Raw genomic sequence first — 24,362 nt, 5'->3', positions numbered from 1 at the left:
TGCGATGATGGCTGTAGACGGCCCGCCAAGGTGCGGGCCCCCTTCCGTACCCGTGAACCCTAAGGACGAGGAACGTATGGATTACCGCATCGCGGACATCTCCCTGGCTGAAGCCGGCCGCCACCAGATCAGGCTCGCCGAGCAGGAGATGCCCGGCCTGATGGCGCTGCGCGAGGAGTACGGCGCCGAGCAGCCGCTCAAAGGGGCCCGCATCGCCGGTTCCCTGCACATGACCGTGCAGACGGCCGTGCTGATCGAGACCCTCACCGCGCTGGGCGCCGATGTCCGCTGGGCCTCCTGCAATATCTTCTCCACGCAGGACGAGGCCGCGGCAGCGGTCGTCGTGGGGCCGGAACACAGCGGCGGCACCCCGGACGATCCCCGCGGCGTGCCCGTCTTCGCCTGGAAGGGCGAGACGCTGGAGGAGTACTGGTGGGCCGCGGACCAGATCTTCCGCTTCCCGGCCGGCGGCCCGAACCTGATCCTGGACGACGGCGGCGACGCGACCATGCTCGTGGCCAAGGGGGCGTCCTTCGAGGAGGCCGGCGGCGTGCCGGAGCCCGCCGAGGACGACAGTGCCGAGTACGTGGAGTTCCTGGCCCGCCTGCGCGCCTCCCTCGCCGAGGACCCGGGGCGCTTCAGCCGCATCGCCGAGGGGATCATCGGCGTCAGCGAGGAGACGACCACCGGCGTGAACCGTCTCTACCAGGCGCATCAGCGTGGTGAGCTGCGATTCCCGGCGATCAACGTCAACGACTCGGTGACCAAGTCCAAGTTCGACAACCGCTACGGCATCCGTCACTCCCTGCCCGACGGCCTGAACCGCGCCACCGATGTGCTGATCGGGGGCAAGATCGCCGTCGTGATCGGCTACGGGGACGTGGGCAAGGGCGCCGCTGAGGCGCTGCGCGGCCAGGGCGCACGGGTGATCGTGACCGAGATCGACCCGATCTGCGCGTTGCAGGCCGCCATGGATGGCTACCAGGTGGCGCGGATCGAGGACGTCGTCGCAGAGGGCGACATCTTCATCACCACCACCGGCAACACCCGCGTGATCACGGTGGAGCATCTGCTGGCGATGAAGCGGAACGCGATCGTCGGCAACATCGGGCACTTCGACGACGAGATCGACCTGGCCGGTCTGGAGAGGGTGCCCGGCGTGCGCAAGGTCGAGATCAAGCCGCAGGTGCACGAGTGGATCCTGCCAGAGGCCGCCCGCCGCGAGGCCGGCGTCGAGCAGGCGGGGGAGTCGGCCATCATCGTGCTCTCGGAGGGACGCCTGCTGAACCTGGGCAACGCCACCGGTCACCCGTCCTTCGTGATGTCCGCCTCCTTCACCAATCAGGTGATGGCGCAGATCGAGCTGTACACCAAGGACTACCCGATCGGCGTGCATCTGCTGCCGAAGCAGCTCGACGAGAAGGTCGCGCGGCTGCACCTGGACGCCCTCGGCGTGCGGCTGACCGAGCTGACGAAGGAGCAGGCGGAGTACATCGGCGTGGATGTGGCCGGACCCTACAAGCAGGAGCACTACCGCTACTAGAAGCGGTGCCCAGCCGGCCTGCGTGGCTGCCAGCGCAGTGCACGTGTGACCGGTCGGTGTTTCCGGGGTTGTGTACTAATTCACCGGGTGCACTCACGCGGAATTAGCGCACAACCCCGGAAACAAGCGCCGTGCTGTGTCAGAGGCCGTGGGGGAGCCGGGAGGTGCGTGCCCGGAAGCCGGCGCCGATGCGTTCGGCGCGGCTGCGGCGCTCGATCTCGCGTTCGCGGATGCTCGCGGAGACTGCCGCCAGGAACTCCTCCGGGTGCGTGCCGGCCGGGGGTGCCGGCGCCGTGTACGGTGTGACCTCATCCGCCAGCTGGATGGCCATGTGCAGCCTCGCCTCGGGACGCATCCGGGGCGCGGAGGTGAGGAACTGCAGCACGCGGTGGCTCAGTCCCGGCGGGATCGCCGAGATGTCCGCCAGCCGTGCCCAGGCGGCCAGCCGCGGCGGCATGACCACGTGCCGGGAGGCCGCCCGCGGGGTGCGCTCAGCGACCGCCATGGTGCCGGCCAGATAGTCGCCGATGCGCTTGCTCTGCGGGCTGACCAGGCCCACCAGAGCGGCGAGGGCCCCGCCCATGGCCAGGACCTCGAACACCCACAGCATCGCCCGCAGGAAGGCGTGGCGGAAACGGATCGCGCCGCCGTCGTCGCGAACCACCCGCAAGCCGAGGACGAACTTGCCCAGCGACCGGCCGCGGGTGAGCGTCTCGACGGTCGCCGGGATGAGCACGGCGCAGAAGACCTGCAGCATGAGGGCGAGGCTCGTGGCGAGCATCATGTTCCAGTCGGCGCTGCGCTCCAGCAGCCAGTTCGCGGAGAAGAACAGCACCAGCCACAGTCCCTGGATCGCGACGAAGTCGATCGCGCAGGATCCGGCGCGGGCGATGAGCGCCGCCGGGCGCAGCTGCAGGGGGACGGCCTCGCCGGTCATGATCGTGCTCATCACCCTCATCCTAAGCGGTGCCGGACCAGAGGCCAGGCCCCCTTACGTCGTCCGGAGGGGGACTGGGGTGCCAAACGCCCGGAACGTGAGGCCCGCCTGCACACGCCCGTGCGACGTCGAGGGACATGAACGTCGGCGGCCGTCATCCCACATCTGTGTCGCGGACGAATGTGATGGTGAGTCGTTCCTCTTCTTCCGCGTTTGGGTTGGAACCGAGCAGCCGCAGGAGGTCCGACGTCCGTGGTTCGCCGAAAGGCTTGACCGGCTCGTCTCCGGCTTCAACGAAGACTTCGACCCGGCGCCCGGCCCGATTGGACTCTACCCACTCCAGGACCTCGTTGATATCCGCGGCGTCGGTCAGCACGAACGCGTCCAGCGCCCAGGAACCGTAGGCGTCGTGTTCCCAGAAGTTCACGCGGAAGTTCGGGGAATCTTCTTCGGACGAGTTCTCTGCGTGTACAGTCGCGTGGATCTGCATCGCGGTCGTCACTCCAAATCTGTGTCGCGGACGAAAGTGATGACGAGTTCTTCGCTCAACTCTGCCGACTTCGGCTTGACGCTGCTGTCGCCATAAGCCGTCCAATCAGTTCGACCGTACTCCTCATCCGAGGTGGCTTGCGGACACATCCTTTCAGGAACTGATCTGGCACGGTGGACGCTACCGACGTTTCACCCTCCTCGCATCGACGAAAGTATCGCCGCCGGTAGACGAAAGTCGATGAGTGGTGGCTACCATTTCGGGTACGGCGCGCTGCATATCGGCTCATCGGAAGGGGTTGATGTTCTCGACGCCTCGCAGAGGCGGCGGCTCTTCGTTGTGCTGACAGGGTCCCTGCCAGTGCGACGGCTTTTGGATCGTCACGCGCGGCAGCTTGAATCCTCACGTGCGCCCGGGTGAGACCAACGCGGGGACCCGGTGCGCCGTATGGCACGATGGAGCAATGGACCTGGCCGCCCTCATCGCCGTGAAGTCGCCGTCCTGGGACCGGTTGGACGAGCTTGCCCGGCGCCGCCGGCTCAACGGAGCCGAGGCCGATGAGATGGTCGCCCTCTACCAGCAGGCCGCCACGGATCTCTCCGCGATCCAGTCCGTCGCCCCCGGCAACGACATCGCCGTGCGCCTCTCCTCGATCCTCGCCCGCGCCAGGGTCTCCTTCACCGGCCAGCCCGAGGGCGCTTTCGCCGGCGTGGCGCGGTTCTTCGCCGAGTCGCTGCCGCTGAGCCTCTACCGGCTCCGCTGGGTCATGGCCGGGGTGACGGCGGGTTTCCTCGGTTTCGCCTGGCTCATCGGCGCTTGGGTGGCCGGCGACGCCCAGGTGCAGAACACTCTCATGCCGCCGGCGGCGCAGCAGGCGCTGGTGGAGAACGACTTCGTGAACTACTACTCGGAGAACCCCGCCGAGGTGTTCGCCCTGGGCGTGTGGACGAACAACGCCTGGATCGCACTTCAGTGGGTGGTCCTGGGCATCACCGGCTATTACGTGATCTACGGGCTGCTGATCAACGCCTTCAACCTGGGAGCGACGGCCGGGGTGCTGCACGCGCACGGCGAGGCGGGCACCTTCTGGGTGTACATCCTGCCGCACGGCCTGCCCGAGATCATGTGCATTCTGATCGCCGCGGCGGCGGGCCTGCGGATCTTCTGGTCCTGGGTCCGGCCCGGCCCCATGCTCCGGCGCACCGCCGTCGCCCGCGAGGCCAGGTCGCTGCTGCTGGTGGCGCTGGGGCTCGTGCTGCTGCTGGCGCTCTCAGCGCTCGTGGAGGCCTATGTCACGCCCAACCGGGACATGCCTGATGCGCTGCGGATCGGCATCGGCGCGGTCTTCGTCGCCGGAGTCGGGGTCTACGCCGGGACGCTGGGCCGCCGCGCGCTTCGCGCCGGCCGGTCAGCGGATCTGCGCCGCGAGCACGCGGGGGAGACCCAGATCGCGGCTGACTGAGCGGTACAGGTGCAGCGCGCGACTCAGGGGGCAGCCGGACCGAGACTTAGCAGGGGACGGCCCGACTGAGCGGCGGCGCGGGCACGGCCGGGGAACCTCTGGCGCGAACGGCTGCCGCGCCTGGAAGGCAAGCCTGCTCAGAGCCGTCCAGTGGCTTTGAGCGCGATGTAGAGGTCCGCCAGCGCCGGCGCCAGGGACTCCGGCGTCTCGTCCAGCGTCTCCAGGCCCGCCGCACGCAGCATCCTGGCCACGCCGGCACGGTCCAGCCGTGCCCGCTCGGCTGACGCCGCCAGGAACGCATCGGCCGCCGTGTCGCGGCGAGCGGCATACTCGGCCAGTGCCGGATCGCTCACCGAGGCCAGGACGACGCTGTGCCGCCGGGTGAGCATCGGCAGCACCGGCACCAGTGTCTCCGACAGCGCCGCGGCGTTGAGGTCCGTCAGCAGCACGACGAGCGAGCGCTGCCGGCTGACATCGTCCACCGCCGAGACGATGAGCGGCCAATCGGCCTCGATGAAGTCCGGCTCGATGCCCGCCAGCTGGTCCGAGAGGCTCGACAGGATGCGCGTCCCCGGCCGCTGCTGCACGGAGGCGCGGACCCGGCGGTCGGCGATCAGCACGTCGACGCGGTCCCCGGACTGGCTGGCCAGGGCGGTCAGTAGCAGCGCCGCCTCGATGGCGGCATCGAACCGCGTCTCGTCGCCGACCCTCGCCGCGGCCTGCCGGGAGGAGTCCAGCACGATGATGACCCGCCGGTCCCGTTCCGGCCGCCAGGTCCGCACCACCACGTGCTGCCGGCGGGCCGAGGCACGCCAGTCGATCGAGCGGACGTCGTCGCCGACGACGTAGTCCCGCAGGCTGTCGAACTCCGAGCCCTGACCGCGGACCATCACCGTGGTGGCGCCGTCGAGTTCCCGCAGCCGGGCCAGCTTGGAGGGCAGATGGCGACTGGACCGGAACGGCGGCATCACCCGTACCGTCGCCGGGACCTCCACGTTCACCTGCCGGGCCACCAGCCCCAGCGCGGTGCGGGTACGGACCGTCACCGGCGCCGCGTGCCGGTCCCCCCGCCGGGTCGGCAGCAGCTCGGTGACGAACTCCGCGCGCTCACCGGGGGCTCCCGTCCAGCGATGCCGGTTGGCCCCGGCTCCCGCCGAGGGCGGCCAGGCGTCGCGGAAGACGGCGCGGACGGTCCGCCGGCCCGGGTTCCGCACGCTCAGCACGCTCTGCGAGGGCGTCTCGAGGCGCACCGGCGTTGTCGCGGTCCGCTGCACCTCCAGCTGTCGTGGAGACGGCGCCAGGGCGGCATCCGCAAGGCCCGCCACGGCGAGTGCCAGCAGCACCCAGCCCGCCGTGGCCCAGGAGGGCCACAGCACGAGCGGCACGGCGCCGAGCACCGTGAGCAGGACGAAACGGCCGGTCAGGACCACTAGCGGGGGGCCTCCGTGGTGCGCAGGATGGCGCCGAGGACGTCATCGACGCCGATGCCCTCCATCTGTGCCTCGGGCCGCAGCTGCACCCGGTGCCGCAGCGTCGGCAGCGCGAGCGCCTTGACGTCGTCGGGCGTGACGTAGTCGCGCCCCTGCAGCCAGGCCCAGGCACGCGAGGTCGCCAGCAGCGCCGTGGCCCCGCGCGGGGAGACTCCCAGGGAGAAGGACGGGGCGTGGCGCGTGGCGTGCACCAGGTGCACGATGTACCGCAGCACCTCCGGGGCCACCCGCACCTGACGCACCGCCGCCTGCGCGCGTCCCAGCAGCTCGGGATCGGCGACGGCGCGGATGCCGGCCGCGGCCAGATCGGAGGGGGAGAAGCCCTGGGCGTGCCGGCTGAGGATCTCGAACTCCGCCTCCGGCCCGGGAAGCTCCAGGACGATCTTGAGCAGGAACCGGTCCAGCTGGGCCTCCGGCAGCGGGTACGTGCCCTCGTATTCCACGGGGTTCTGGGTGGCGGCGACGATGAACGGCTCCGGCAGCCTCCGCCCGCGCCCGTCCACGGACACCTGCCGCTCCTCCATGGCCTCCAGCAGCGCCGACTGCGACTTCGGCGGGGTCCGGTTGATCTCGTCGGCCAGCAGCAGGTTCGTGAATACCGGTCCCTCGCGGAAGGAGAACCGGGAGCTGGCGTTGTCGTAGACGAGCGAGCCGGTGATGTCGCCGGGCATCAGATCGGGCGTGAACTGCACCCGCTTGCTGTCCAGCTCCAGCGCGGCGGCGAGCGACCGCGCCAGCAGCGTCTTCGCCACGCCGGGTACGCCCTCGAGCAGGATGTGCCCGCGGCACAGCAGCGCGATGATGACGCCGGTGACGGCGGTGTCCTGGCCGACCACCGCCTTGCCGACCTCGGTGCGGACGGCCAGCAGCGCCTGCCGCAACGGGTCGGGCACGTGTTCGGCCTCCGGGGTGCGCAGTGCCGGCCCGCCCTCAGGCCCCGGCTGGCCTGGCTGGGCGTGCTGACCAGGCTGGCCGGGCTGGCTGGCCGACGGTGACATCGGGGCCTGCGCCGTGTTCCCAGCCTGGCCTCCAGGGTCGGCCGGCGGGTACGGCTGTGCCGGGGGCACGGCGGCGGCCGGTGGCTGGGATCCCGCGGGTGGCGCGCCGTGCCGGCCCGAGGAGGAGTGCTGGCCGGCAGGGGAGTGCTGGCCGCTGTGCGGGCCTGGACCCGGCTGCTGGGGCTGCTGCGGGTACTGGGTCACGATGCGTGGACCTCGCTTTCGATTTCTGCGATGCGTCGGGCGAGTGCGGTGAATGCGCTTTCATCGGCGGCATGGGCGGTCACCAGGACCTCGACCGCGTCGGGTGCTCTGGCGGCGGCTCCAGCGGCCCGGGCGATCTCGCTGGCGGGGACGGACGAGTCCAGCCGGAGGGTGTGGGCGATCCGCACCAGGGCGGCTGCGCGCAGGCTCTGCAGGGCGGTGTCGTAGGCGCCCGCACGCCGGTACACCGCTGCGCGGCCTTCGACGGTCTCCGTGCCGCGGACCAGGACGGGCAGAGTCTCCATGGCCAGCGGGCCGAAGCGGCGGCTCCGCCAGAGCACCACCACCAGTACCAGAAGCGCGCTCCAGAGCAGCAGGGCGCCGGACCAGCCGGGGATCACCGAGCGCACGTCGCCGGCAGCCTGGCCGTCCTCCGTCGCGGGCTGGTCCTGGGCGCGGGGGAAGTAGAACAGGACAGCGTCCCGGCTGCCGCCTTCAGTGAGGGTATTCAGCGCCAGGGAGGCGTTCCCGTGCTCGGCGATGCGTCCGTTGCTCAGGTGGCCCGGCCAGCCGAGCACCGTCACGGGCCGGCCCTCGTGGCTGAGGCGCACATAGCTGCCGGCGCTCTCGGAAGCACCGTCGAACCACTCAACCTCACCAGCAGCCGGGCTGAAGCACACGGCCACCTCGCCGCCGGACTGGCCGGGCGCAAGTGCGTAGACCATCCCGCCGGCGGTGACATCGGCCGCCTGCTGGGCCCACGGGTCCGCGCATCCGGCCTGGACCGGTTCCCCCGGGGTTCCCGCGGCCTGCTCCAGCAGGCTGGGCGCCGCCTCCCAGTAGCCGGCCTGGCGCAATGGCAGCCCAGCGGCGCGCAGGGTCCCGTCGTCGGGCTCCACCAGGACCAGCGGCGCGCCCGATGCGGCGCCGGCGGCGCTGACCGCCGCGGCGCCCCGCCCGGTCAGGTTCAGACTCGGATCGATCACGACGACGGTGGTTCCCTCCCGCGCGGCCGCCTCCGCGGCGCTGAACTCGTCGGACGCCTCGACCTGGACCCCCTCCCGGCTCAGCACCTCGGCCACGGCGCGGGTGCCGTCGGCCCCGGCGTTGTCCGGGTGCAGCGGCGTGCCGGCGTCGGGGCGCAGTGCGGAGAGCGCCAGGATCGTCGAGACGACGAGCGCCAGGGCGGCCGCGGCGATCCATAGGACGCCGGCGCCGATCCGGCGCCGGGCGGTTCCCAGGGCGCTGCCGCCGTCTCCCGCCCGCCAGCCGCGCGTGGCGGTGTCCAGCTGCGCGCTCATCGCGGCCTCGCCCAGCCGGCCTCGGCGGGCTCTTCGTCCCGGGCAGGACGCAGCCGCAGGCAGGCTTCCCTGAACGCGGCCATTCGCCGGTAGAGGGCCTCATCGGCCTGTTCGCCGCCGAAGGTGATCCGGTCGAAGTCCTCCGCCGCTCGTGAGGGGTCTCCCTGTGCACTGGAGTCGCCGGCGGCGCGCAGCAGCGCAGCCAACCGGGTGCCGACCTCATGGGCGGTGTCGCCGTCCTGGATCCGGACCCGGCCGGCCTCGACGGCGGTGAGCACCCCGGCCCGGAACATCTCCTGGCTGGCCCGCTGCCAGTCGCCGGTCTCGGCGGCCCGCTGCGCCGCCGCCAGCAGCTGCGCCGCGGTCCGGCCGTCATCGGCCGCGAACGCCGTTTTGCCGGGCAGGTCCAGCTGGGGCCGGCGGGGACGGCCCGCCACGCGGAAGATCCAGACGAGCAGGCCGACGACGAGCACGGCCAGGATCGCCAGCAACCAGGGATGGTTGAAGCTGAAGACGGCATCCAGCAGCCCGTCGAAAAGATCACGGACGAGCCGGCCGAGCCGGGAGAATACGGTCTCCTCGCCCTCCCGGTAGCGGGGATGGCTCAGCTCGCCCTGGAGCAGCTCCCGGGCCTCATCCCGGCCGTAGCCGCTCATGGCATCACCCCCGGCAGGGGTCCCGGCACGGTGCCGTCGCCTCCATTGCCGCGTTCGCGCTCCGCGGCGAGCTGCTCGGCCTCCGCCAGCAGGACGATGTCGTAGCCCTCCAGCCGGATCCGCTGGTCCAGATAGGCCAGTACCGCGATGCCACCCATATAGGCGAACAGGATCGCCGAGACGAAGGTGCCCAGACCCGAGACCACGGCGAGCACGCCGATCAGGAGGGCGATGAGGGCCGAAGCGTCGTCCTCAAGGGTGAAGGCGATCAGCAGCGCGACGACCATGAGCACATATGTGACCGGGGTGATCACCAGGGAGATGATGGTCGAGGAGAGGAAACCGCCGGTCAGGTGCAGGCCCAGCAGCCGGAGGAAACCCCGCCCGGTGAGGGTCCAGGAGCGCTTCAGCGCGGCACGCAGTCCGAGGCCCTCCCACACCATCGCGGCGCCGGCCGGAGCGAAACGGACGTAGCAGAAGGCGAAGAACAGCAGCCACAGCCCCAGTCCCGCCAGGACCAGCAGGCCCGCAGCGATGCCGCTGCCCAGGAGGATGCCCGCGCCGGCGGCGGGAAGGCACAGGACGAGCAGAGCGAGCAGCTGCGCCAGGGCGAAGACGACGGTCAGGCCGAGCAGCCTCAGACGGGACCCGCGCAGAGCGCGCCAGGTGTCACGCAGACGGGGCTTCTCCCCGAACAGCCCGCGCTGCACGGCATGGGCGCTGGTGCCCGCGAAGAGCAGCACGCTGGCGTAGGAGAGGAGCCCGGCCACCGAGGCCACGGCCTGCACCACCAGCTGCAGCCCGACGAAACCCGCGTCGTCCAGGGACAGGCCCATGCCCAGCTCGGTCACAGACCAGATCAGAACCGCCCCGATCACCCAGCCCGCCACCGCCGCGACCGCGCTCACCAGGGCCGGCGGGCCGAGCACCGAGCGAGGGTTCGCCCGGATCACCCGCAGCCCGCCGTCGAGGAGCTCGAAGAAGGCGAGCTGGCGGATGGGGACCACGCCCGGCGGGGGTACGGGATACCAGCGCCGACCCCGGACCCCAGCGGCGGCGGGCCGGCCGGCCGCGCCCGTCCCCGACCAGCTGCGGGGGGTCGACCAGGTGCTCATCCGCCCCCTTCGTCCGTCATCGCCTCGCGATGTCGCATCGCATGTCTCCTTGGGGGCACCACCGTGATGGCCGGCGGTGCCACTGCAACCCTAGCGTTCCCCGGCCCGGGCTGTCCGCCTCGTCTCTCCCGGAGTGTCCGCAGCGCGGGCCGGCCGCTCTGCGCCGGCGCCCCTGGAGGGACGATGCCGGCCGGGTGCGGTTCTCGTGCGAAAAGGCGGTGCTTCGTCGTGCCCCGGGCCCGGACACCGGCCCGATGTGAGGAAGCACCACCGGGAATCCAGCGCCGGCGGGCCGAGGCACCGGCTCCTCAGCGCGCCGGCGCAGCGTTGACGGACCCGGCGGAACGCTGCCGAGCCTCTATGCTGGGAGGCACGAGTAAACGGTTGATCTGCGAGAGAATGGGGCCATGAAGGGTCGGATCCTGGTAGTAGACGATGACACCGCCCTGGCGGAGATGATCGGTATCGTGCTCAAGAGCGAGGGCTTCGAGCCGTCGTTCTGCACCACGGGCGATGAGGCCCTGGAGGCGTTCCGCAGCGTCAAGCCGGATCTGGTGCTGCTGGACCTCATGCTCCCGGGCAAGGACGGGCTTCAGGTGTGCCGCGAGATCCGCGCCGAGTCCGGGGTCCCGATCATCATGCTGACTGCGAAGTCCGACACGGTGGACGTCGTCCTGGGCCTGGAGTCCGGCGCCGACGACTACGTGCCCAAGCCGTTCAAGCCCAAGGAGCTGATCGCCCGGGTGCGCGCGAGGCTGCGCATGCTGGAGCAGAACGCGCCGGAACTGCTCACCGTCGGCGATGTCACCATCGACGTGGCCGGGCACTCGGTCACCAAGAACGGCGAACCGGTGAATCTGACCCCCCTGGAGTTCGACCTCCTGGTGGCGCTTGCCCGTAAGCCCTGGCAGGTCTTCAGCCGCGAGACCCTCCTGGAGGAGGTCTGGGGCTACCGGCATGCTGCGGACACGCGGCTGGTGAACGTCCACGTGCAGCGGCTCCGGTCCAAGATCGAGAAGGACCCTGAGAAGCCGGACATCGTGGTGACCGTGCGCGGCGTCGGGTACCGGGCGGGTCAGCCGCAGTGATCTCCCGGGAGGTGATCGCCGCCTGGCCGCAGCAGGCCGGGAAGGCGGTCGCCGCCGCGGCCCGGTGGGTCATCCGGCTGTTCGGGCGTTCCCTGCAGCTGCGCGTGATCGCCGCGACCATCGTCCTCACCTGCCTGGGGCTCTACGGCGTCGGCGCCTATATGGCCCAGCAGATCGCGCGGAACCTGCACGACAACAAGCTCGGCAGCCTGTCCGGGCAGACCCTCAGCTACGCCCGGCACCTGGAGCAGCTCTCGCCCTCCACCCAGAGCAGTCAGTCGGACCTGACCGAGCAGCTGCGCCGGGAGCTGCGCTCCATGCTCAGCAGCTCGCCCATCCAGCTGCGCGCGATCGTGCTGGAGCCCACGCCGGAGAGCCTGGGCGTGCGCCAGGTGAGCGTGCAGGCCGCCGACCAGCCCGAGATCGCCCAGGACGTCCTCACCGAGGCCCTGACCGATACGGTGCGCGAGTCCGGCGGCAGCGCGCAGGCGTACCAGGCGATCACCCTTCCCGGCCCCGACGGCCGCGATCTGCCGGGCCTGGCCGTCGGCCAGCAGATCTCCATCCCGGGCGCCGGGCAGTTCGAGCTGTACGTGCTGGCGGACCTGCGGGACGAGGCCCGCATCCTCGGTTTCGTCCACCGGTCGATGATCGTCGGCGCGGTCGTGCTGGTGGTCCTCGTCGGCGCCATCTCCTGGACCGTCGCCCGTCTCGTGGTGAACCCGGTCAGGGTCGCCGCGGAGGTCTCCCAGCGCATCGCCTCCGGCGACCTGGACCAGCGCATGCCGGTGCGCGGCCACGACGAGATCGCGACGCTGGGGCGCTCCTTCAACGACATGGCCGAGAACCTGCAGAATCACATCACCCGGATGGAGCAGCTCTCCGAGGTGCAGCGGCAGTTCGTCTCGGACGTCTCACACGAGCTGCGCACCCCGCTGGCCACCATCAAGATGGCGGCCGAGATGATCCACCAGAGCCGCGACGAGTTCGATCCGGCCGCCGCGCGCAGCGCCGAGCTCCTGTACTCGCAGGTGGACCGGTTCGAGCGCCTGCTGAGCGATCTGCTGGAGATCTCCCGGTTCGACGCCGGCGCCGCCCAGCTCGAGACCCGTCCGGAAGACCTCAAGGACCTCGTCGAGCGCGTCGTGGAGACCGTCGAGATGCTGGCCGAGCAGACCGGTTCGCGGATCCGGGTGCATGCGCCGTCGGGACCGGTGATGACCGACCTGGACCCGGTGAGGATCCAGCGGGTGGTGCGCAATCTGGTGGTGAACGCCATCGAGCACGGAGAGGGCAAGCCGGTGGACGTCTATGTGGCCGCCGATGCCAACGCCGCCGCAGTGAGCGTGCGCGACCACGGGGTCGGCCTGAGCGCGGAGGCGGTCGAGCACGTCTTCGACCGGTTCTGGCGTGCCGACCCGGCCCGCCGGCGGACCCTTGGCGGCTCGGGCCTGGGCCTGGCCATCTCCCTGGAGGACGCGCATCTGCACGGCGGCTGGCTGCAGGCCTGGGGGCGCCCGGACGAGGGCGCCTGCTTCCGGCTCACCCTGCCGCGCCGGGCCGGCGCCGAGATCACCTCCTCGCCCCTGCCACTGCCGCCGGCCGACGCCGTGCTGCGCCGCGGGCAGGCGGAACTGGTCGCCGGACCGGTCTCCTCCGATGGCTCGGTGCGCTTGCACACCGGGTCGATCCCGCTCATCGTGGAACGTGAGGCGATGGACACGGCCGCCATCGCCTCCGACCCCGCCATCGCCGCCGATTCCGCCAGCCCCGTCCCGCCGCTGCAGACCGGCGACGAGGACGCTCCCGAGGACGACGGCGGTTCCGGCCCGCCCGCCGGCGCTGAGGATCGCGGCGGAGCAGCGGGTCCGGGCAGAATGACGGATCCGGCCAGGACGACGGAAGGAGACCGGTGAGATGAGCGCCCGCACGTCCCGGCGGTCCCTGCCCGCGCTGCTGCTCGCGCTTCTGCTGGCACTGACCGGGTGCGCCGAGATCCCCATGTCCTCAAGCGTGGGGGTCATGCCCGTGCCCGACGAACTGGGGGAACCGGTCACCCAGATCGACCCGGACGGCCCCTCCCCGGGGGCCGGCCCCGACGAGATCGTCCGCGGCTTCCTGCTGGCGGGGGTGGGCGCCGGCAACAACTTCGAGGTGGCCCGCAGCTTCCTCACCGGTGACGCGGCGGAGGAGTGGGCGCCGCTGGCCGGGGTCACCGTGATGCCCAGCGGCAGCGATCTGGCCGATGTCGAGGCACGGGTCACGAGCGACCAGCAGGAACTCGGACTGGATGTCCCGGTGCAGGGGACCGTGGACGCGCAGGGCGTGTACCGTTCCTCGGAGCCGGGGGCCACCTCGCGGATGGAGTTCCGCCTGCGGCAGGAGAACGGGGAGTGGCGGATCTCGGCGGCCCCGAACGGCATCGTGCTGAGCCTGGCGAACTTCCAGAGCGTGTTCCAGAGCTACTCCATCTATTTCTTCGACCCCAGCTTCTCCTACTTCGTGCCTGAGGACCGCTGGATCCCGAACCGGGCGTCGATCGCCACCGATGTGGTGCAGCGGCTGCTGCAAGGGCCCCCGGAGTGGCTGGCCGGCGCGGTCGTCTCCGCGATCCCGGAGGGGCTGCGGCTGGGCTCCGACGCCGTCACCATCCAGGAGGGCGTGGCCACCGTGTCCCTGGACGAATCCGCCGCCGCGCTCAACGACCGCGGCAGGGCACTGCTGCGGGCACAGCTGGAGGCGACCCTGGAGCAGATCGCGACGGTCTCGTCCGTGGAGATCGAGGTGGCGGGGGAGGAGCTCGACGCGAACGAGCAGGTGACGGTGGAACGCACCGTGCCGATCCCGCAGCAGCCCGTCGTCGTGTCCGGCCAGCGGCTGGCCCGCCTGGACGGCACCCGGCTGGCCTCCGTCCCGGATTCCCCGGAGCTGGCCCAGGCGGCCGCGCCGGCCGTCTCCCTCGACAACGGCTTCTACGCCTATCTGGCCGACGACGGCCAGTCGCTGCGGCGCTTCTCCCACGAGCCGGAGGTGCAGGACACCGAGCTGGCCGCCGGCGAGGACCTGATCGGGCCGAGCATCGACCGGATGGACGTCGTCTGGACCGGAGAGAGGGACAACCCGGGCGAGCTCCTGGTGGTGCTGCCCGAGGGCGGCACCAGCACCATCTCGGTCCCGTTCCTGCAGGGCCGCCAGGTGCAGCGCATCCGCGTCTCCCGCGACGGCTCCCGGCTGCTGGTGGTCTCCTCGGACGACGAGGGCGATCATCTGAGCGTGGTCGGCGTCAACCGCAACAGCAGCGGGATGCCGGTCGCGGTGGCCTCGTCTGTGCCGCTGGAACTCGGGGAGCGCTACCAGCGCATCGTCGACGCCAGCTGGGGAAGCCTCGGTCGGATCGTGGTGCTGGGCAGCCAGGGCAGCGGCCAGCCGCATATCTGGTCCTCCCGCATCGGGGACCCGCCGGAGGATCTGGGCATCGTGGAGGACGCCCGCACCGTCACTGCCGCGGAGGACAACCGCTCCATCCGGGTGGGGACCGGGGACGGCACGCTGGTCTCCCATGTCAGCGGGTCCTGGCAGCGGCTGGTGGATCTGACCGTCTGGGCCCCGGCGTACCCGGGCTGAGGATCTTCCCAGGGCACAGCCTGCGCCTGCCTCCGGCGCCGTCCACAGGCGCCGCAGCGGACTGGCCGCGGAGAGCCCGCGGCGGCCAGGATCGTGGCCATGGAGACCTCCCGTGACCGCGCCGCGATCCTGCCGCATCGCCAGCACCGCCCGCTCGGCCCGGCCGTCGTGCTGGAAGCTCTCACGGAGCTCTTCCTGCCGCGTGACTGCTGCGGCTGCGGCGCGGCCTCATGCACCCTGTGCGAGGATTGCCTGCCGGCGTTCACCGCCGCTCCCGGCCTCATCCCCGCCCCGCGCTATGCCCGCGTGCCGGTGTGGTCGGCGCTGCCCTACGGCGGGGCGGTACGCCACGCCGTGCTGGCGTACAAGAACGGCGGGCGCCACGATCTGCACGCCCTCCTGAGCCTGGTCCTGGCAGGCGTGATCGCCCGGGCGGCGGAGGACCTGCACGAGCAGCACGGGCTGGACCTGGGGCGCACCGTGCTGATCGTGCCCGTGCCCGGCAGCGGCCGCGCGGTGCGCGAACGCGGCACCGACCTGGTCCGCGAGCTGGCCATCCGCGCCGCCGCCGAACTGCCGGAGCTCCGCCTGGAGCCGGTGGCGCTCCTGCAAGCGGGCAGACGGCGCACCCAGGCCGGCCTCGGCGCACGAGAGCGGCGAGCCAATCTGCACGGCACGATGCGCCTGCGCCGTGCGGCGGCTTCCCGGCTGCGCGGCGGCACCGTCCTGCTGATCGACGATGTCGTCACCACCGGCGCGACACTCGCGGAGACCGGACGCGTCTGCCGGGCGGCCGGCGCCGCGGTGGCCGGGGCCTGCACGCTGGCCTACCGGCAAGAACGCGGCTCCGAGGCGCAACAGGCGCTTGCCGGGGAAACTTTTCCGGGAGAGTTTTGAGCAAAGCGTTCCCATGCCCCCGCCCGGGACGGTTACTCTGGTGGGATACCTCGCGCGATGAGAGGAGGGTGGTCGACACAGAGAACGGTGCCGGGCCGCCTGCCCCAACGCGAGCAGTCCGGCATCATGAATCCGCTCTTCGTCCCGATCCGACCGCGTCCGGCGCGCCGCCGCACGCCAGGGGAAGGGACAGGACACGAGACTCATGGAGGACTCACGATGGACATCACCGTCACTGGCCGGCACGTCACGATTTCCGATCGCTTCCGGGCGCACATCGAGAACAAGCTGGAGAAGGTCCAGCAGCTCGCGACCAAGCCCCAGCGCGTCGATGTGCTCCTCATCCACGAGGAACACGCCCGCCAGCCCGACACCGCCGAACGGGTGGAGATCACCGTGGTCGGCAAAGGTCCCGTGATCCGCGCCGAGGCCTGCGCGAGCGACAAGTACGGCGCGCTCGACCTGGCCTACGGCAAACTGCTCGAACGTCTCCGCCGGGCCAGGGACAAGCGCAAGGTCGCCCGGCAGGGCCGCCACCGGCCGCCATCGACGGCGGAGACCTTCGCGAGCCTGGCCGCCGAAGAGGCCGCCGGCGCCGGGCTGCCGCCCGAGGACGGCCCGCCGGACGTCCAGGAACGACTGAACGGCGCGCCGTCCGGCACAGAGGCCGATGAGCTCGAGCACCTGCCCGGCGAGGGGCTGACGCCCACCCTGGTGCGGGCGAAGAACTTCCCCGCGACGCCGCTGAGCATCGACGAGGCCATCTCACGGATGGAGCTGGTCGGGCATGACTTCTATCTCTTCATCGACGCCGACTCCGGCAAATCCTCCGTGGTGTACCGGCGCCGCGGCTTCAGCTACGGCGTCATCTCCCTCGACCCGGATCTGCCCGAGCACGAGGCGCTTGGCGCCGGTCATGAGAACGGCGCCTCCGGCACCGCGGCGCCGAACGGGGAGCCGTCCGCGGCCGGGACGGACGCCCGGGCACTGGCCGGCTGAGCGCCTGCGACCAGCGCTGACCGGCCGAGAACGACCATGAGTGGCGCTGGCGACTTCGGGCTTCGGCTCAGCACGCCGATGCGGGATACTTGGCTCCCATGAGGAACAGTGTCCCGGACGGGCCGGGGACATCCGATCCCCGGCCCGTCCCTCATGCCGCGGCGCTCACCGTCCGGCCGAGGCGGATCGGCGCGGATCGCCTTCGCCGGATCGCCCTGGCGGCGCAGGGTTTCGATCGTCCCCGCCCGGCCCGGCCCGACGCGGGGCATATCCGCCGGACGATGGAGCGCATCGCGCTGCTGCAGATCGACTCGGTCAATGTGCTCAGCCGCAGCCACTACCTTCCGCTGTTCTCCCGGCTGGGCGCCTATCCGCGTGAACGCCTGGACGGCCTGCTCTCGCGCTCGCCGCGCCTGCTGGTGGAGTACTGGGCGCACGAGGCGGCCTTCCTCCGCCCCGATCTCGCCCGCTCGTTCGGCTGGCGATCGCAGCGCTGGACGGAGCGGCTCGGCCGGGAGGCCGCCGGGCACGACGAGGCCTTCGCCGCGCTGCTCGACGACGTCCGCGGTGCGCTGGAACGGCACGGCCCGATGACCGCCAGGCAACTGGACGACCTGCTCAGCCACGAGATCCCGGAGCGTCCCAAGGACCACTGGGGCTGGAACCACACCCGGGTCCGCCGTGCCGCCGAGCTGCTGTTCTACGGGCAGCAGATCGGCTCCACCGGTCGCAGCCCCCAGTTCGAGCGGACCTTCGCGCCCCTGGACGTCGTGCATCCGGCGCTCGCGGAGCCGGATCAGGACCCACAGCAGTCCGCGCGCACGCTCGTCGCCGCCGCGGCAGGCGCGCTCGGCGTGGCCACTCTCGACTGCCTGGCGGACTACTTCCGCATGCCCGCCTCGCTGGCCGCACAGGGAGTCGCCCAGCTGGAGGCCGAGGGCCTGCTGGAACCGGTGGAGACGCCGATGGGACGACCCGCCTGGCTGTGGCACGAGGCCAGGGCTCCGCGCCGGATCGACGCCGCGGCGCTGCTCTCCCCGTTCGACTCGCTGGTGTTCAACCGTCGCCGCATCGAGGCGATCTTCGGCTTCCGCTACCGGATCGAGATCTACACGCCCGCCGCCAAACGGCGGTACGGCTACTACGTCCTGCCGTTCCTGCACGGCGACCGGCTCGCCGCCAGAGTGGACCTCAAAGCGGACCGCGCCCGGGGCCGGCTGCTGATCCGGTCCGCCTGGGCCGAACCCGGCCTCACCGGTGAGGGAGTGCTGGCGCTGCGCGCCGAGCTGGAGACCCTGGCCGGCTGGCTGGGACTGAGCGGACTCGAACCAGGTACCCAGGGTGATCTCATGGACGCTCTGCGGCGCACCGGGCTCTAAGAGCGTTAAGATCGTGAGCGAGTGCGCCGGCATCAGACAACGCCGGCGCGGACACTGGCACACCCGGCGCCTTCGGATACGCATCGGCGCCCTTCTAGGAGAACTGTGGCGAACCTACTCGAGAAGCTCCTCCGCACCGGTGAAGGCCGCACCCTGAAGAAGCTGCGGAACTACAGCACCGCGATCAACAACCTCGGGGACGAATTCGCCGGCATGTCCGATGCCGAGCTCCAGGAGGAGACGGATCGGTTCAAGCAGCGCGTCACCGACGGCGAGAGCCTCGACTCGATCCTCCCGGAGGCATTCGCGGCGGTGCGGGAGGCCTCTGCGCGCACCATCGGCCTGCGGCACTTCGACGTGCAGATGATGGGCGGCGCGGCCCTGCACCTGGGCAATATCGCGGAGATGAAGACCGGTGAGGGCAAGACGCTGGTGGCGACGGCGCCGGCATATCTCAACGCCCTGACCGGCAACGGCGTGCACATCGTCACCGTGAACGACTATCTGGCCGGCTACCAGAGCGAGCTGATGGGCCGCGTGTTCCGCTTCCTGGGGATGGAGACCGGATGCATCCTCTCGCAGATGTCCCCGGCCAAGCGCCGCGAGCAGTACGCCGCCGACATCACCTACGGGACGAACAACGAGTTCGGCTTCGACTACCTGCGCGACAACATGGCCTGGCGGGCCAGTGAGATGGTCCAGCGCGGCCACTCCTTCGCCATCGTCGACGAGGTCGACTCCATCCTGATCGACGAGGCGCGTACGCCGCTGATCATCTCCGGTCCCGCCGACGGCGACTCCAACCGCTGGTACGCCGAGTTCGCCCGCGTGGTCAAGCGGCTCAAGGCCGGCCGGGACTACGAGGTGGACGAGAAGAAGCGCACCATCGGCATCCTGGAGTCCGGCATCGACCGGGTGGAGGACTACCTCGGGATCGGCAATCTCTACGAGGCGGCGAACACCCCGCTGATCGGGTTCCTCAACAACGCCATCCGCGCCAAGGAGCTCTACAAGAAGGACAAGGACTACGTCGTCGTCGGCGGCGAGGTCGTCATCGTCGACGAGCACACCGGCCGCATCCTCAAGGGACGCCGTTACAACGAGGGACTGCACCAGGCCATCGAGGCCAAGGAAGGCGTGCAGATCAAGGCCGAGAACCAGACGCTGGCCACCATCACCCTGCAGAACTACTTCCGCCTCTACGACAAGCTCTCCGGTATGACCGGTACCGCCGAGACCGAGGCCGCGGAGTTCATGTCGACCTACAAGCTGGGCGTCGTGCCGATCCCGACGAACAAGCCGATGGTCCGGATGGACAAGCCGGATCTGGTCTACAAGCACGAGCAGGCCAAGTTCGAGGCCGTCGTGGACGATATCGAGGAGCGTCACGCCGAGGGGCAGCCGGTCCTGATCGGCACCACGAGCGTGGAGAAGAGCGAGTACCTCTCGAAGCTGCTGGCCAAGAAGGGCATCAAGCACGAGGTGCTCAACGCGAAGAACCACGCGCGTGAGGCGGCGATCATCGCCGAGGCCGGTAAGAAGGGCGCCGTCACGGTCGCCACGAACATGGCCGGCCGCGGTACCGACATCATGCTCGGCGGCAACGCCGAGTTCCTCGCGGTCTCCACCATGGCGGCCAAGGGCTACGATGCCCAGGAGCGCCCGGAGGAGTACGAGGAGGCCTGGGACGAGATCCTGGCGTCCGTGGAGGAAGAGGTCGAGAAGGAGGCCGAGGAGGTCCGCGAACTCGGCGGCCTCTACGTGCTGGGCACCGAGCGGCACGAGTCCCGCCGGATCGACAACCAGCTGCGCGGTCGCTCCGGCCGTCAGGGCGATCCGGGCGAGTCGCGGTTCTACCTGTCGCTGACCGATGATCTGATGCGGCTCTTCGGCGGCGGCGCGGCCGAGCGGATCATGGCCTCTACCAATGTGCCCGACGACGTTCCGCTGGAGTCGAAGATGGTCTCCCGCGCGATCCTGTCCGCGCAGACCCAGCTGGAACAGCGCAACGCCGAGCAGCGCAAGAACGTGCTGAAGTACGACGACGTCCTCAACCGCCAGCGCACGGTCATCTACGATGAGCGCCGGAAGATCCTCGAGGGCGACGATCTGAAGGACCAGATCGAGGCGTTCATCGGCGATGTCATCTCCTCCTCCGTGGCCACGGCGACGCAGGGTCCGGTGTCCGAATGGCGGATCGAAGAGCTCTTCGAAGCCCTCGGCGAGCTGTATCCGGCGTCCATCACTGCCGAGGACGTGATCGAGGACGTCGGCGGCAAGGACAACCTCAAGCGCGACCAGCTCACCGAGGAGGTCCTCGCGGACGCGATGCACGCCTACGGCAAGCGCGAGGAGGAACTGGGCGAGGCCGCCATGCGCGAGCTGGAGCGGCGCGTGCTGCTCTCCGTGATCGACAAGCGCTGGCGTGAGCACCTCTACGAGATGGACTATCTCAAGGAGGGCATCGGCCTGCGCGCCATGGCCCAGCGCGATCCGCTCGTGGAGTACCAGCGCGAGGGCTACACGATGTTCAACGCGATGCAGGAGAACATCAAGGAGGACGTGGTCCGCCTGGTCTACAACCTCGAGGTGAAGGTCAACCGGGTCGCGGCCAGCTCTGTCGCCGATTCCTCCGCTGACGGCGAGGCACCGGAGGAACCGGCCGTGCAGGTGGAGGCCGAGGAACTCGCCCCCACCCGCGACCGCAACCTCACCTTCACCGCGCCCAGCGCCGACGGCGACGCCGGTCCGTCCGAGGACGGATCGGAGGAGACAGGCAAGGACTCCGGTCCGGCCCCGGCCAACCGGCAGCAGCGGCGCGCGCAGAAGAAGGCCCGTTCACGCTGAGGCAGCTCCTCACCGCGTGGCGAAGCGGTGAGGGTCAGGCGGTGAGGAACGCCGAGACGCGCCAGCGGCCCCTCCGGCGGCGCAGCTGCAGCGCCACGGCACGGATCCTGACGGTGCTGTGCACCACCACGGAGGCGTCCAGCACATCGGGTGCGGTCCGTTGCAGCACGACGGTACCGGCCCGCACCGTGGCCACCCGTTCCGGACGTCCGCGCAGCAGTTCCATCCGGCGGTTGACATGGGCGTCGATGCGCGCCATCACCTCCGGCTCGACCCACCGGCGCAGCTGGGCGGCCGGCCGGAGACCGTAGAGCGCCTCCACAACCGACACCGCCAGCGACCTCACGGTGGCGAGCTCATCATCGCCTGCCCCGCCGGGGGCTGCGGATCTCGGCGGGGCAGGCGGCGCGGTCCTGCCCGGCGCAGCCGTCCTGCCGGGAGCCGCGGGCTCCGGCTCCGTGCCGTGCTGTGCAGAACCCGCCCGTGCGGGACTGTGCTGCGCAGCGCGGGCCGGGCGGACGGATGTCGCTGGCGGCGCGGGCCGCCGCTGTGCCGGCATCACCGCCACAGGAGCAACGGGGCTGCTGCGGGGCACCGAGACTCTGACCATGCGGATGGCGGGCCTCTCCGCCCGCTCCGCGCTCATGAGTGCTCTCCCGCCGGGATGCGCAGTTCCTGACCGGGGAGGATCAGGTCACGATCCTCGATGCGGTTGACCCGCACGAGCCGGTCCACCAGCTCATGCGTCTCCCGCACCCCTGAGTCTGTCCCGAGGCAGCGCGCCGCCAGCTGCCAGAGCGTATCGCCCTCGCTCACCGTCACCTGATCGCCGCAGGCGTCTGCGGGCGACACCACGGGGTCGTCGCCGTTCCCGGTGGTCTCCGAAGGTCCGTCGCCCGGGCGCGTTTCACCCGTGTCCCGCGCCCCGCCGTCACTTTCGCGTCCGTCCTGCTGTCCATCTTCATCGTCCGCCGCATCGGTATCTTTCTCGCCCGGGTCGCGGGTCTCCGGGACCGGCGACGGCGACGGGACGTCGCCGTCGCTGGTGGCGCTCCACCCCGGTGCCGGAGCCGTGCCGGTGACGCTCCATCCCGGGGCGGGCGGGTCTGTCGCGGCCGGCACGGCGCAGGCGGTGCTGCTGACCGCGAGTGCCAGGACCGCCGAACGGCGCAGCACGGCCGGAAGGAGGTTCAGGCCCATCCGGCGGGTGCCCGCCCACGCCGGATGGCGCCGCCTGCGCAGCAGCACGGACCCCAGCAGCAGGGCCGTGCCGGCAGCGAGCCTGGCCAGCAGGATGATCAGGGTCACCACGGCCATCAGCAGAAGAACCTCGCCGGGGCCCCAGCGTGCCGCGGGCACCTGCAAGAGTCGCAGCAGCGCGCCGTGCGCCAGGATGCCGCCCAGGCACAGCGTTGCCGGGAGGGCCATGACGGCCGGTGTCCGGCGCAGTGCCCCGAGCGGCCCGCTCGGGAGCATGCTGGGCCGGGGAGACGCCTGGTGAGGGGGATTCGACATCGGGGGACCTTTCGGATCGAGGGGGTGCCCACCATCGTAGGAACGAAACGAAGAGATGGCAATAGCCAGCTAACGTAAGGAATGTTCGAATCTTGACGTGCGGGTTACGATCAACGGGAAGCGGGTACTGCCGTCCCCGGTGCCCGGGAAGGAGCGCGGTGAGCCGGTGGGAGAGGCTGTTCGCCGACCTGGAAACGCAATGGCACGCTGCGGCCCGGCGCGAGGACCTGGAGGAGTTGCCCGAGATCCTGCGCGCGGACTGGGCCAGGAACACGCTCGCGGACCGGTTGCGCGCCCACGCGGGAAGCACGGCGATGCTCCAGCTGCAGGCGGCGGGTCACAGCTGGACGGGGACGATCACCCGGATGGGGGAGGACTGGCTGGCAGTCGAGGCCGCCGAGACAGGACGCGGGGTCCTCCTCCGGCTCGCGGCCCTGGAGTGCGTCCGTGGCCTGCGGGTGCGAGCCGTGCCGCCGGAACCCGGGGTTCTGGGCCGGCTGAGCCTGGGCCACGCGCTGCGGGCCGTAGCGGCGCAGGAGACGCGGGCGGGTCTGTGCCTATCCGGCGGGACGCGGATGCCGGTCAGGCTGGCCGGCATCGGCCGCGATCACCTGGACACTGAGCCCGATGACGGCCCGGGCCAGGTGATGACGGTGCCGTATACGGCGCTCGTCGCCGTGGACAGCACCCTGGCGGCCGTGCGGTGACCCGCAGCGCGCCGGATCAGTCGCGCTGGGAGACTTCGTCGCGTACCTCGCGGTACATGCGCTGGATGTAGTTCTCCAGTTCGGTGTTCTCCACCCGCCACTGCCCGCGTCCGCCGACGCGGATGGCAGGAAGCTCGCCCGAGCGCACCAGAGCCCTGGCCTGGCTGATGCTGATGTTCAGGATCTCGGCGACATCGCTCAGGGGGAGGAATCTGGCCTGCACTGCCACGGTCGTCTCGCTTCGGGATCGTCGGTGTTCTCCGTCCACACCACAGTAAACCAGCGTCATGTTCGATTCCATTCGTCCACAGGGAGCGGGCGGAGGCTTCCTCACCCTGGCGCTTCGGTGCTAGCCTCGGGCGCATCCCCAGATCCTCCCTGTGCGGTGAGAGCACCGCTGACGAAGGAGTCCTGACGTGGCCGCTGCGCTCCCCGGCGAACACCTCGACCACAGTCCGGTGCCCGGCACGGGCCCGGCCGTCCAGCGCGGTGCCCGTGCCCGCCCGGCGGCCCGATTGCGCCCGCCGCGCTGGCGTGATCCGCGCCTCCTGGTGGGGCTGGCGCTCGTGGTGGTCTGCATGCTCGGCACCTGGCAGCTCGTGGCGCGGGCGGCGCAGACGGTATCGGTGTGGGCCGCCGGCGCCCCGCTGGCACCGGGCACCGCGTTGCGGGAAGACCACCTGACCGTGGTGGAGGTCAAGTTGCCGCAGAACGCCGCGCGGTACATCAGCGCCGAGCAGGCGGCGCCGCTGGGAATGGTGCTGCTGGAACCCCTGGGCGAAGGAGAACTCATCCCGCAGCGCGTCCTGGCCGCGCCGGATCAACTCTCCGGCCGCGTCGTGAGCCTGCAGATCCCTGGCACGCTGCCGCCGGGCGTCGAACCGGGCAGCCGGGTGGACCTGTGGGCGGCCGAACGCGGAGACGACTCCGAGCCGGTCCACGTGCTGGCTGATGCGCCGGTCGTCCTGGTGGATGGCGGCGGCACCGAATTCGGCGCCAGCCGCACCACCCGCCTGGATCTTCTCGTCACCCCCGAGGACCTTCCCGATGTGATGCGGGTCCTCGCGAGGGACGCCCATCTGACGGTCGTGTCCATTCCGGAGCGCTGAG

At 70.9% G+C, this 24,362-nt stretch carries 21 protein-coding genes; 11 read left to right on the top strand and 10 right to left on the bottom strand.

The window, feature by feature from the left end:
- Positions 1-76 precede the first annotated feature (76 nt).
- Positions 77-1,543: an adenosylhomocysteinase gene (ahcY, locus tag IEW13_RS10795; protein WP_188550927.1), complete on the top strand. Its 1,467-nt coding sequence runs from the start codon at positions 77-79 to the stop codon at positions 1,541-1,543.
- 139 nt (positions 1,544-1,682) lie between these two features.
- Here the strand turns inward: ahcY and IEW13_RS10790 are convergent, their stop codons facing one another.
- Together IEW13_RS10790 and IEW13_RS10785 are read right to left on the bottom strand one after the other, a co-directional pair.
- Positions 1,683-2,492 (bottom strand): RDD family protein, encoded by an 810-nt coding sequence (locus tag IEW13_RS10790; RefSeq protein ID WP_188550926.1) that lies wholly within the window; start codon positions 2,490-2,492, stop codon positions 1,683-1,685.
- A 142-nt stretch (positions 2,493-2,634) separates the two neighbouring features.
- Positions 2,635-2,907, bottom strand: a complete 273-nt coding sequence (locus IEW13_RS10785; protein WP_229745091.1) for a hypothetical protein — start codon at positions 2,905-2,907, stop codon at positions 2,635-2,637.
- A 526-nt stretch (positions 2,908-3,433) separates the two neighbouring features.
- Between IEW13_RS10785 and IEW13_RS10780 the strand changes: the two genes are divergently transcribed.
- Complete coding sequence (locus IEW13_RS10780; RefSeq protein ID WP_188550925.1) at positions 3,434-4,432, top strand: stage II sporulation protein M; 999 nt, start codon at positions 3,434-3,436, stop codon at positions 4,430-4,432.
- A gap of 137 nt (positions 4,433-4,569) precedes the next feature.
- On the opposite strand, the gene IEW13_RS10775 is transcribed toward IEW13_RS10780, so the two are convergent.
- The 5 genes from IEW13_RS10775 to IEW13_RS10755 all read right to left on the bottom strand — a co-directional run bounded on the left by IEW13_RS10775 (position 4,570) and on the right by IEW13_RS10755 (position 10,196).
- Positions 4,570-5,862, bottom strand: a complete 1,293-nt coding sequence (locus IEW13_RS10775; protein WP_188550924.1) for a DUF58 domain-containing protein — start codon at positions 5,860-5,862, stop codon at positions 4,570-4,572.
- A complete protein-coding gene (locus IEW13_RS10770) occupies positions 5,862-6,920 on the bottom strand; it encodes an AAA family ATPase (protein ID WP_188551034.1) in 1,059 nt (352 codons plus the stop codon). Before IEW13_RS10770 ends, IEW13_RS10775 begins: the two co-directional genes overlap by 1 nt.
- 200 nt (positions 6,921-7,120) lie before the next feature.
- Positions 7,121-8,425, bottom strand: a complete 1,305-nt coding sequence (locus IEW13_RS10765) for a DUF4350 domain-containing protein (RefSeq protein ID WP_188550923.1) — start codon at positions 8,423-8,425, stop codon at positions 7,121-7,123.
- Positions 8,422-9,081, bottom strand: coding sequence for a DUF4129 domain-containing protein (locus tag IEW13_RS10760; RefSeq protein WP_188550922.1), 660 nt, complete (start codon positions 9,079-9,081; stop codon positions 8,422-8,424). The genes IEW13_RS10765 and IEW13_RS10760 overlap by 4 nt, the downstream gene beginning before the upstream one ends.
- Positions 9,078-10,196, bottom strand: a complete 1,119-nt coding sequence (locus IEW13_RS10755) for a hypothetical protein (protein ID WP_188550921.1) — start codon at positions 10,194-10,196, stop codon at positions 9,078-9,080. The genes IEW13_RS10760 and IEW13_RS10755 overlap by 4 nt, the downstream gene beginning before the upstream one ends.
- Before the next feature lie 407 nt (positions 10,197-10,603).
- Between IEW13_RS10755 and mtrA the strand changes: the two genes are divergently transcribed.
- The 7 genes from mtrA to secA all read left to right on the top strand — a co-directional run bounded on the left by mtrA (position 10,604) and on the right by secA (position 21,030).
- On the top strand, positions 10,604-11,284 hold the full coding sequence (gene mtrA, locus IEW13_RS10750; RefSeq protein WP_188550920.1) for an MtrAB system response regulator MtrA: 681 nt from the start codon (positions 10,604-10,606) through the stop codon (positions 11,282-11,284).
- Entirely contained in the window at positions 11,281-13,200 is a 1,920-nt protein-coding gene (mtrB, locus tag IEW13_RS10745) for an MtrAB system histidine kinase MtrB (protein WP_229745089.1), read from the top strand. The genes mtrA and mtrB overlap by 4 nt, the downstream gene beginning before the upstream one ends.
- A gap of 1 nt (position 13,201) precedes the next feature.
- On the top strand, positions 13,202-14,908 hold the full coding sequence (locus IEW13_RS10740) for an LpqB family beta-propeller domain-containing protein (protein ID WP_188550919.1): 1,707 nt from the start codon (positions 13,202-13,204) through the stop codon (positions 14,906-14,908).
- Between the two features lie 99 nt (positions 14,909-15,007).
- Positions 15,008-15,805 carry a ComF family protein gene (locus tag IEW13_RS10735; RefSeq protein ID WP_188550918.1) on the top strand — a complete coding sequence of 266 codons (798 nt, stop codon included), beginning with the start codon at positions 15,008-15,010 and terminating at the stop codon, positions 15,803-15,805.
- Positions 15,806-16,024: 219 nt separating this feature from the next.
- Positions 16,025-16,804: a ribosome hibernation-promoting factor, HPF/YfiA family gene (gene hpf, locus IEW13_RS10730; RefSeq protein WP_188550917.1), complete on the top strand. Its 780-nt coding sequence runs from the start codon at positions 16,025-16,027 to the stop codon at positions 16,802-16,804.
- Positions 16,805-16,902: 98 nt separating this feature from the next.
- Positions 16,903-18,183: a winged helix-turn-helix domain-containing protein gene (locus IEW13_RS10725; RefSeq protein WP_188550916.1), complete on the top strand. Its 1,281-nt coding sequence runs from the start codon at positions 16,903-16,905 to the stop codon at positions 18,181-18,183.
- A 105-nt stretch (positions 18,184-18,288) separates the two neighbouring features.
- Positions 18,289-21,030 (top strand): preprotein translocase subunit SecA, encoded by a 2,742-nt coding sequence (gene secA, locus IEW13_RS10720; RefSeq protein WP_188550915.1) that lies wholly within the window; start codon positions 18,289-18,291, stop codon positions 21,028-21,030.
- Between the two features lie 34 nt (positions 21,031-21,064).
- Here the strand turns inward: secA and IEW13_RS17825 are convergent, their stop codons facing one another.
- On the bottom strand, positions 21,065-21,376 hold the full coding sequence (locus IEW13_RS17825) for an Rv3235 family protein (protein WP_188550914.1): 312 nt from the start codon (positions 21,374-21,376) through the stop codon (positions 21,065-21,067).
- A gap of 296 nt (positions 21,377-21,672) precedes the next feature.
- Positions 21,673-22,545 (bottom strand): LysM peptidoglycan-binding domain-containing protein, encoded by an 873-nt coding sequence (locus IEW13_RS10710; RefSeq protein ID WP_188550913.1) that lies wholly within the window; start codon positions 22,543-22,545, stop codon positions 21,673-21,675.
- Positions 22,546-22,703: 158 nt separating this feature from the next.
- Between IEW13_RS10710 and IEW13_RS10705 the strand changes: the two genes are divergently transcribed.
- The gene (locus IEW13_RS10705) at positions 22,704-23,252 is read left to right on the top strand and encodes a hypothetical protein (protein ID WP_188550912.1); all 549 of its coding nucleotides are present in this window, start codon (positions 22,704-22,706) and stop codon (positions 23,250-23,252) included.
- A 16-nt stretch (positions 23,253-23,268) separates the two neighbouring features.
- Here the strand turns inward: IEW13_RS10705 and IEW13_RS10700 are convergent, their stop codons facing one another.
- Positions 23,269-23,475: a helix-turn-helix domain-containing protein gene (locus tag IEW13_RS10700; RefSeq protein ID WP_188551032.1), complete on the bottom strand. Its 207-nt coding sequence runs from the start codon at positions 23,473-23,475 to the stop codon at positions 23,269-23,271.
- A gap of 193 nt (positions 23,476-23,668) precedes the next feature.
- On the opposite strand from IEW13_RS10700, the gene IEW13_RS10695 reads away from it, so the two are divergent.
- A complete protein-coding gene (locus IEW13_RS10695) occupies positions 23,669-24,361 on the top strand; it encodes a CpaB family protein (protein ID WP_188550911.1) in 693 nt (230 codons plus the stop codon).
- The last annotated feature ends 1 nt before the right edge of the window (position 24,362 follow it).

The organism is Sediminivirga luteola, from assembly GCF_014639315.1.
Taxonomy (GTDB): domain Bacteria; phylum Actinomycetota; class Actinomycetes; order Actinomycetales; family Brevibacteriaceae; genus Sediminivirga; species Sediminivirga luteola.
Note: the sequence above shows the minus strand (reverse complement) of the source record. Positions and strands in the feature narration are given on the sequence as shown.

Excerpts from the sequence above, each read along its gene's own strand:
- ahcY (WP_188550927.1), top strand. The coding sequence starts at position 77 with ATGGATTACCGCATCGCGGACATCTCCCTGGCTGAAGCCGGCCGCCAC.
- IEW13_RS10790 (WP_188550926.1), bottom strand. The coding sequence starts at position 2,492 with ATGAGCACGATCATGACCGGCGAGGCCGTCCCCCTGCAGCTGCGCCCG.
- IEW13_RS10780 (WP_188550925.1), top strand. The coding sequence starts at position 3,434 with ATGGACCTGGCCGCCCTCATCGCCGTGAAGTCGCCGTCCTGGGACCGG.
- IEW13_RS10770 (WP_188551034.1), bottom strand. The coding sequence starts at position 6,920 with ATGTCACCGTCGGCCAGCCAGCCCGGCCAGCCTGGTCAGCACGCCCAG.
- IEW13_RS10765 (WP_188550923.1), bottom strand. The coding sequence starts at position 8,425 with ATGAGCGCGCAGCTGGACACCGCCACGCGCGGCTGGCGGGCGGGAGAC.
- IEW13_RS10760 (WP_188550922.1), bottom strand. The coding sequence starts at position 9,081 with ATGAGCGGCTACGGCCGGGATGAGGCCCGGGAGCTGCTCCAGGGCGAG.
- IEW13_RS10755 (WP_188550921.1), bottom strand. The coding sequence starts at position 10,196 with ATGAGCACCTGGTCGACCCCCCGCAGCTGGTCGGGGACGGGCGCGGCC.
- mtrA (WP_188550920.1), top strand. The coding sequence starts at position 10,604 with ATGAAGGGTCGGATCCTGGTAGTAGACGATGACACCGCCCTGGCGGAG.
- IEW13_RS10740 (WP_188550919.1), top strand. The coding sequence starts at position 13,202 with ATGAGCGCCCGCACGTCCCGGCGGTCCCTGCCCGCGCTGCTGCTCGCG.
- IEW13_RS10735 (WP_188550918.1), top strand. The coding sequence starts at position 15,008 with ATGGAGACCTCCCGTGACCGCGCCGCGATCCTGCCGCATCGCCAGCAC.
- hpf (WP_188550917.1), top strand. The coding sequence starts at position 16,025 with ATGGACATCACCGTCACTGGCCGGCACGTCACGATTTCCGATCGCTTC.
- IEW13_RS10725 (WP_188550916.1), top strand. The coding sequence starts at position 16,903 with ATGAGGAACAGTGTCCCGGACGGGCCGGGGACATCCGATCCCCGGCCC.
- IEW13_RS10710 (WP_188550913.1), bottom strand. The coding sequence starts at position 22,545 with ATGTCGAATCCCCCTCACCAGGCGTCTCCCCGGCCCAGCATGCTCCCG.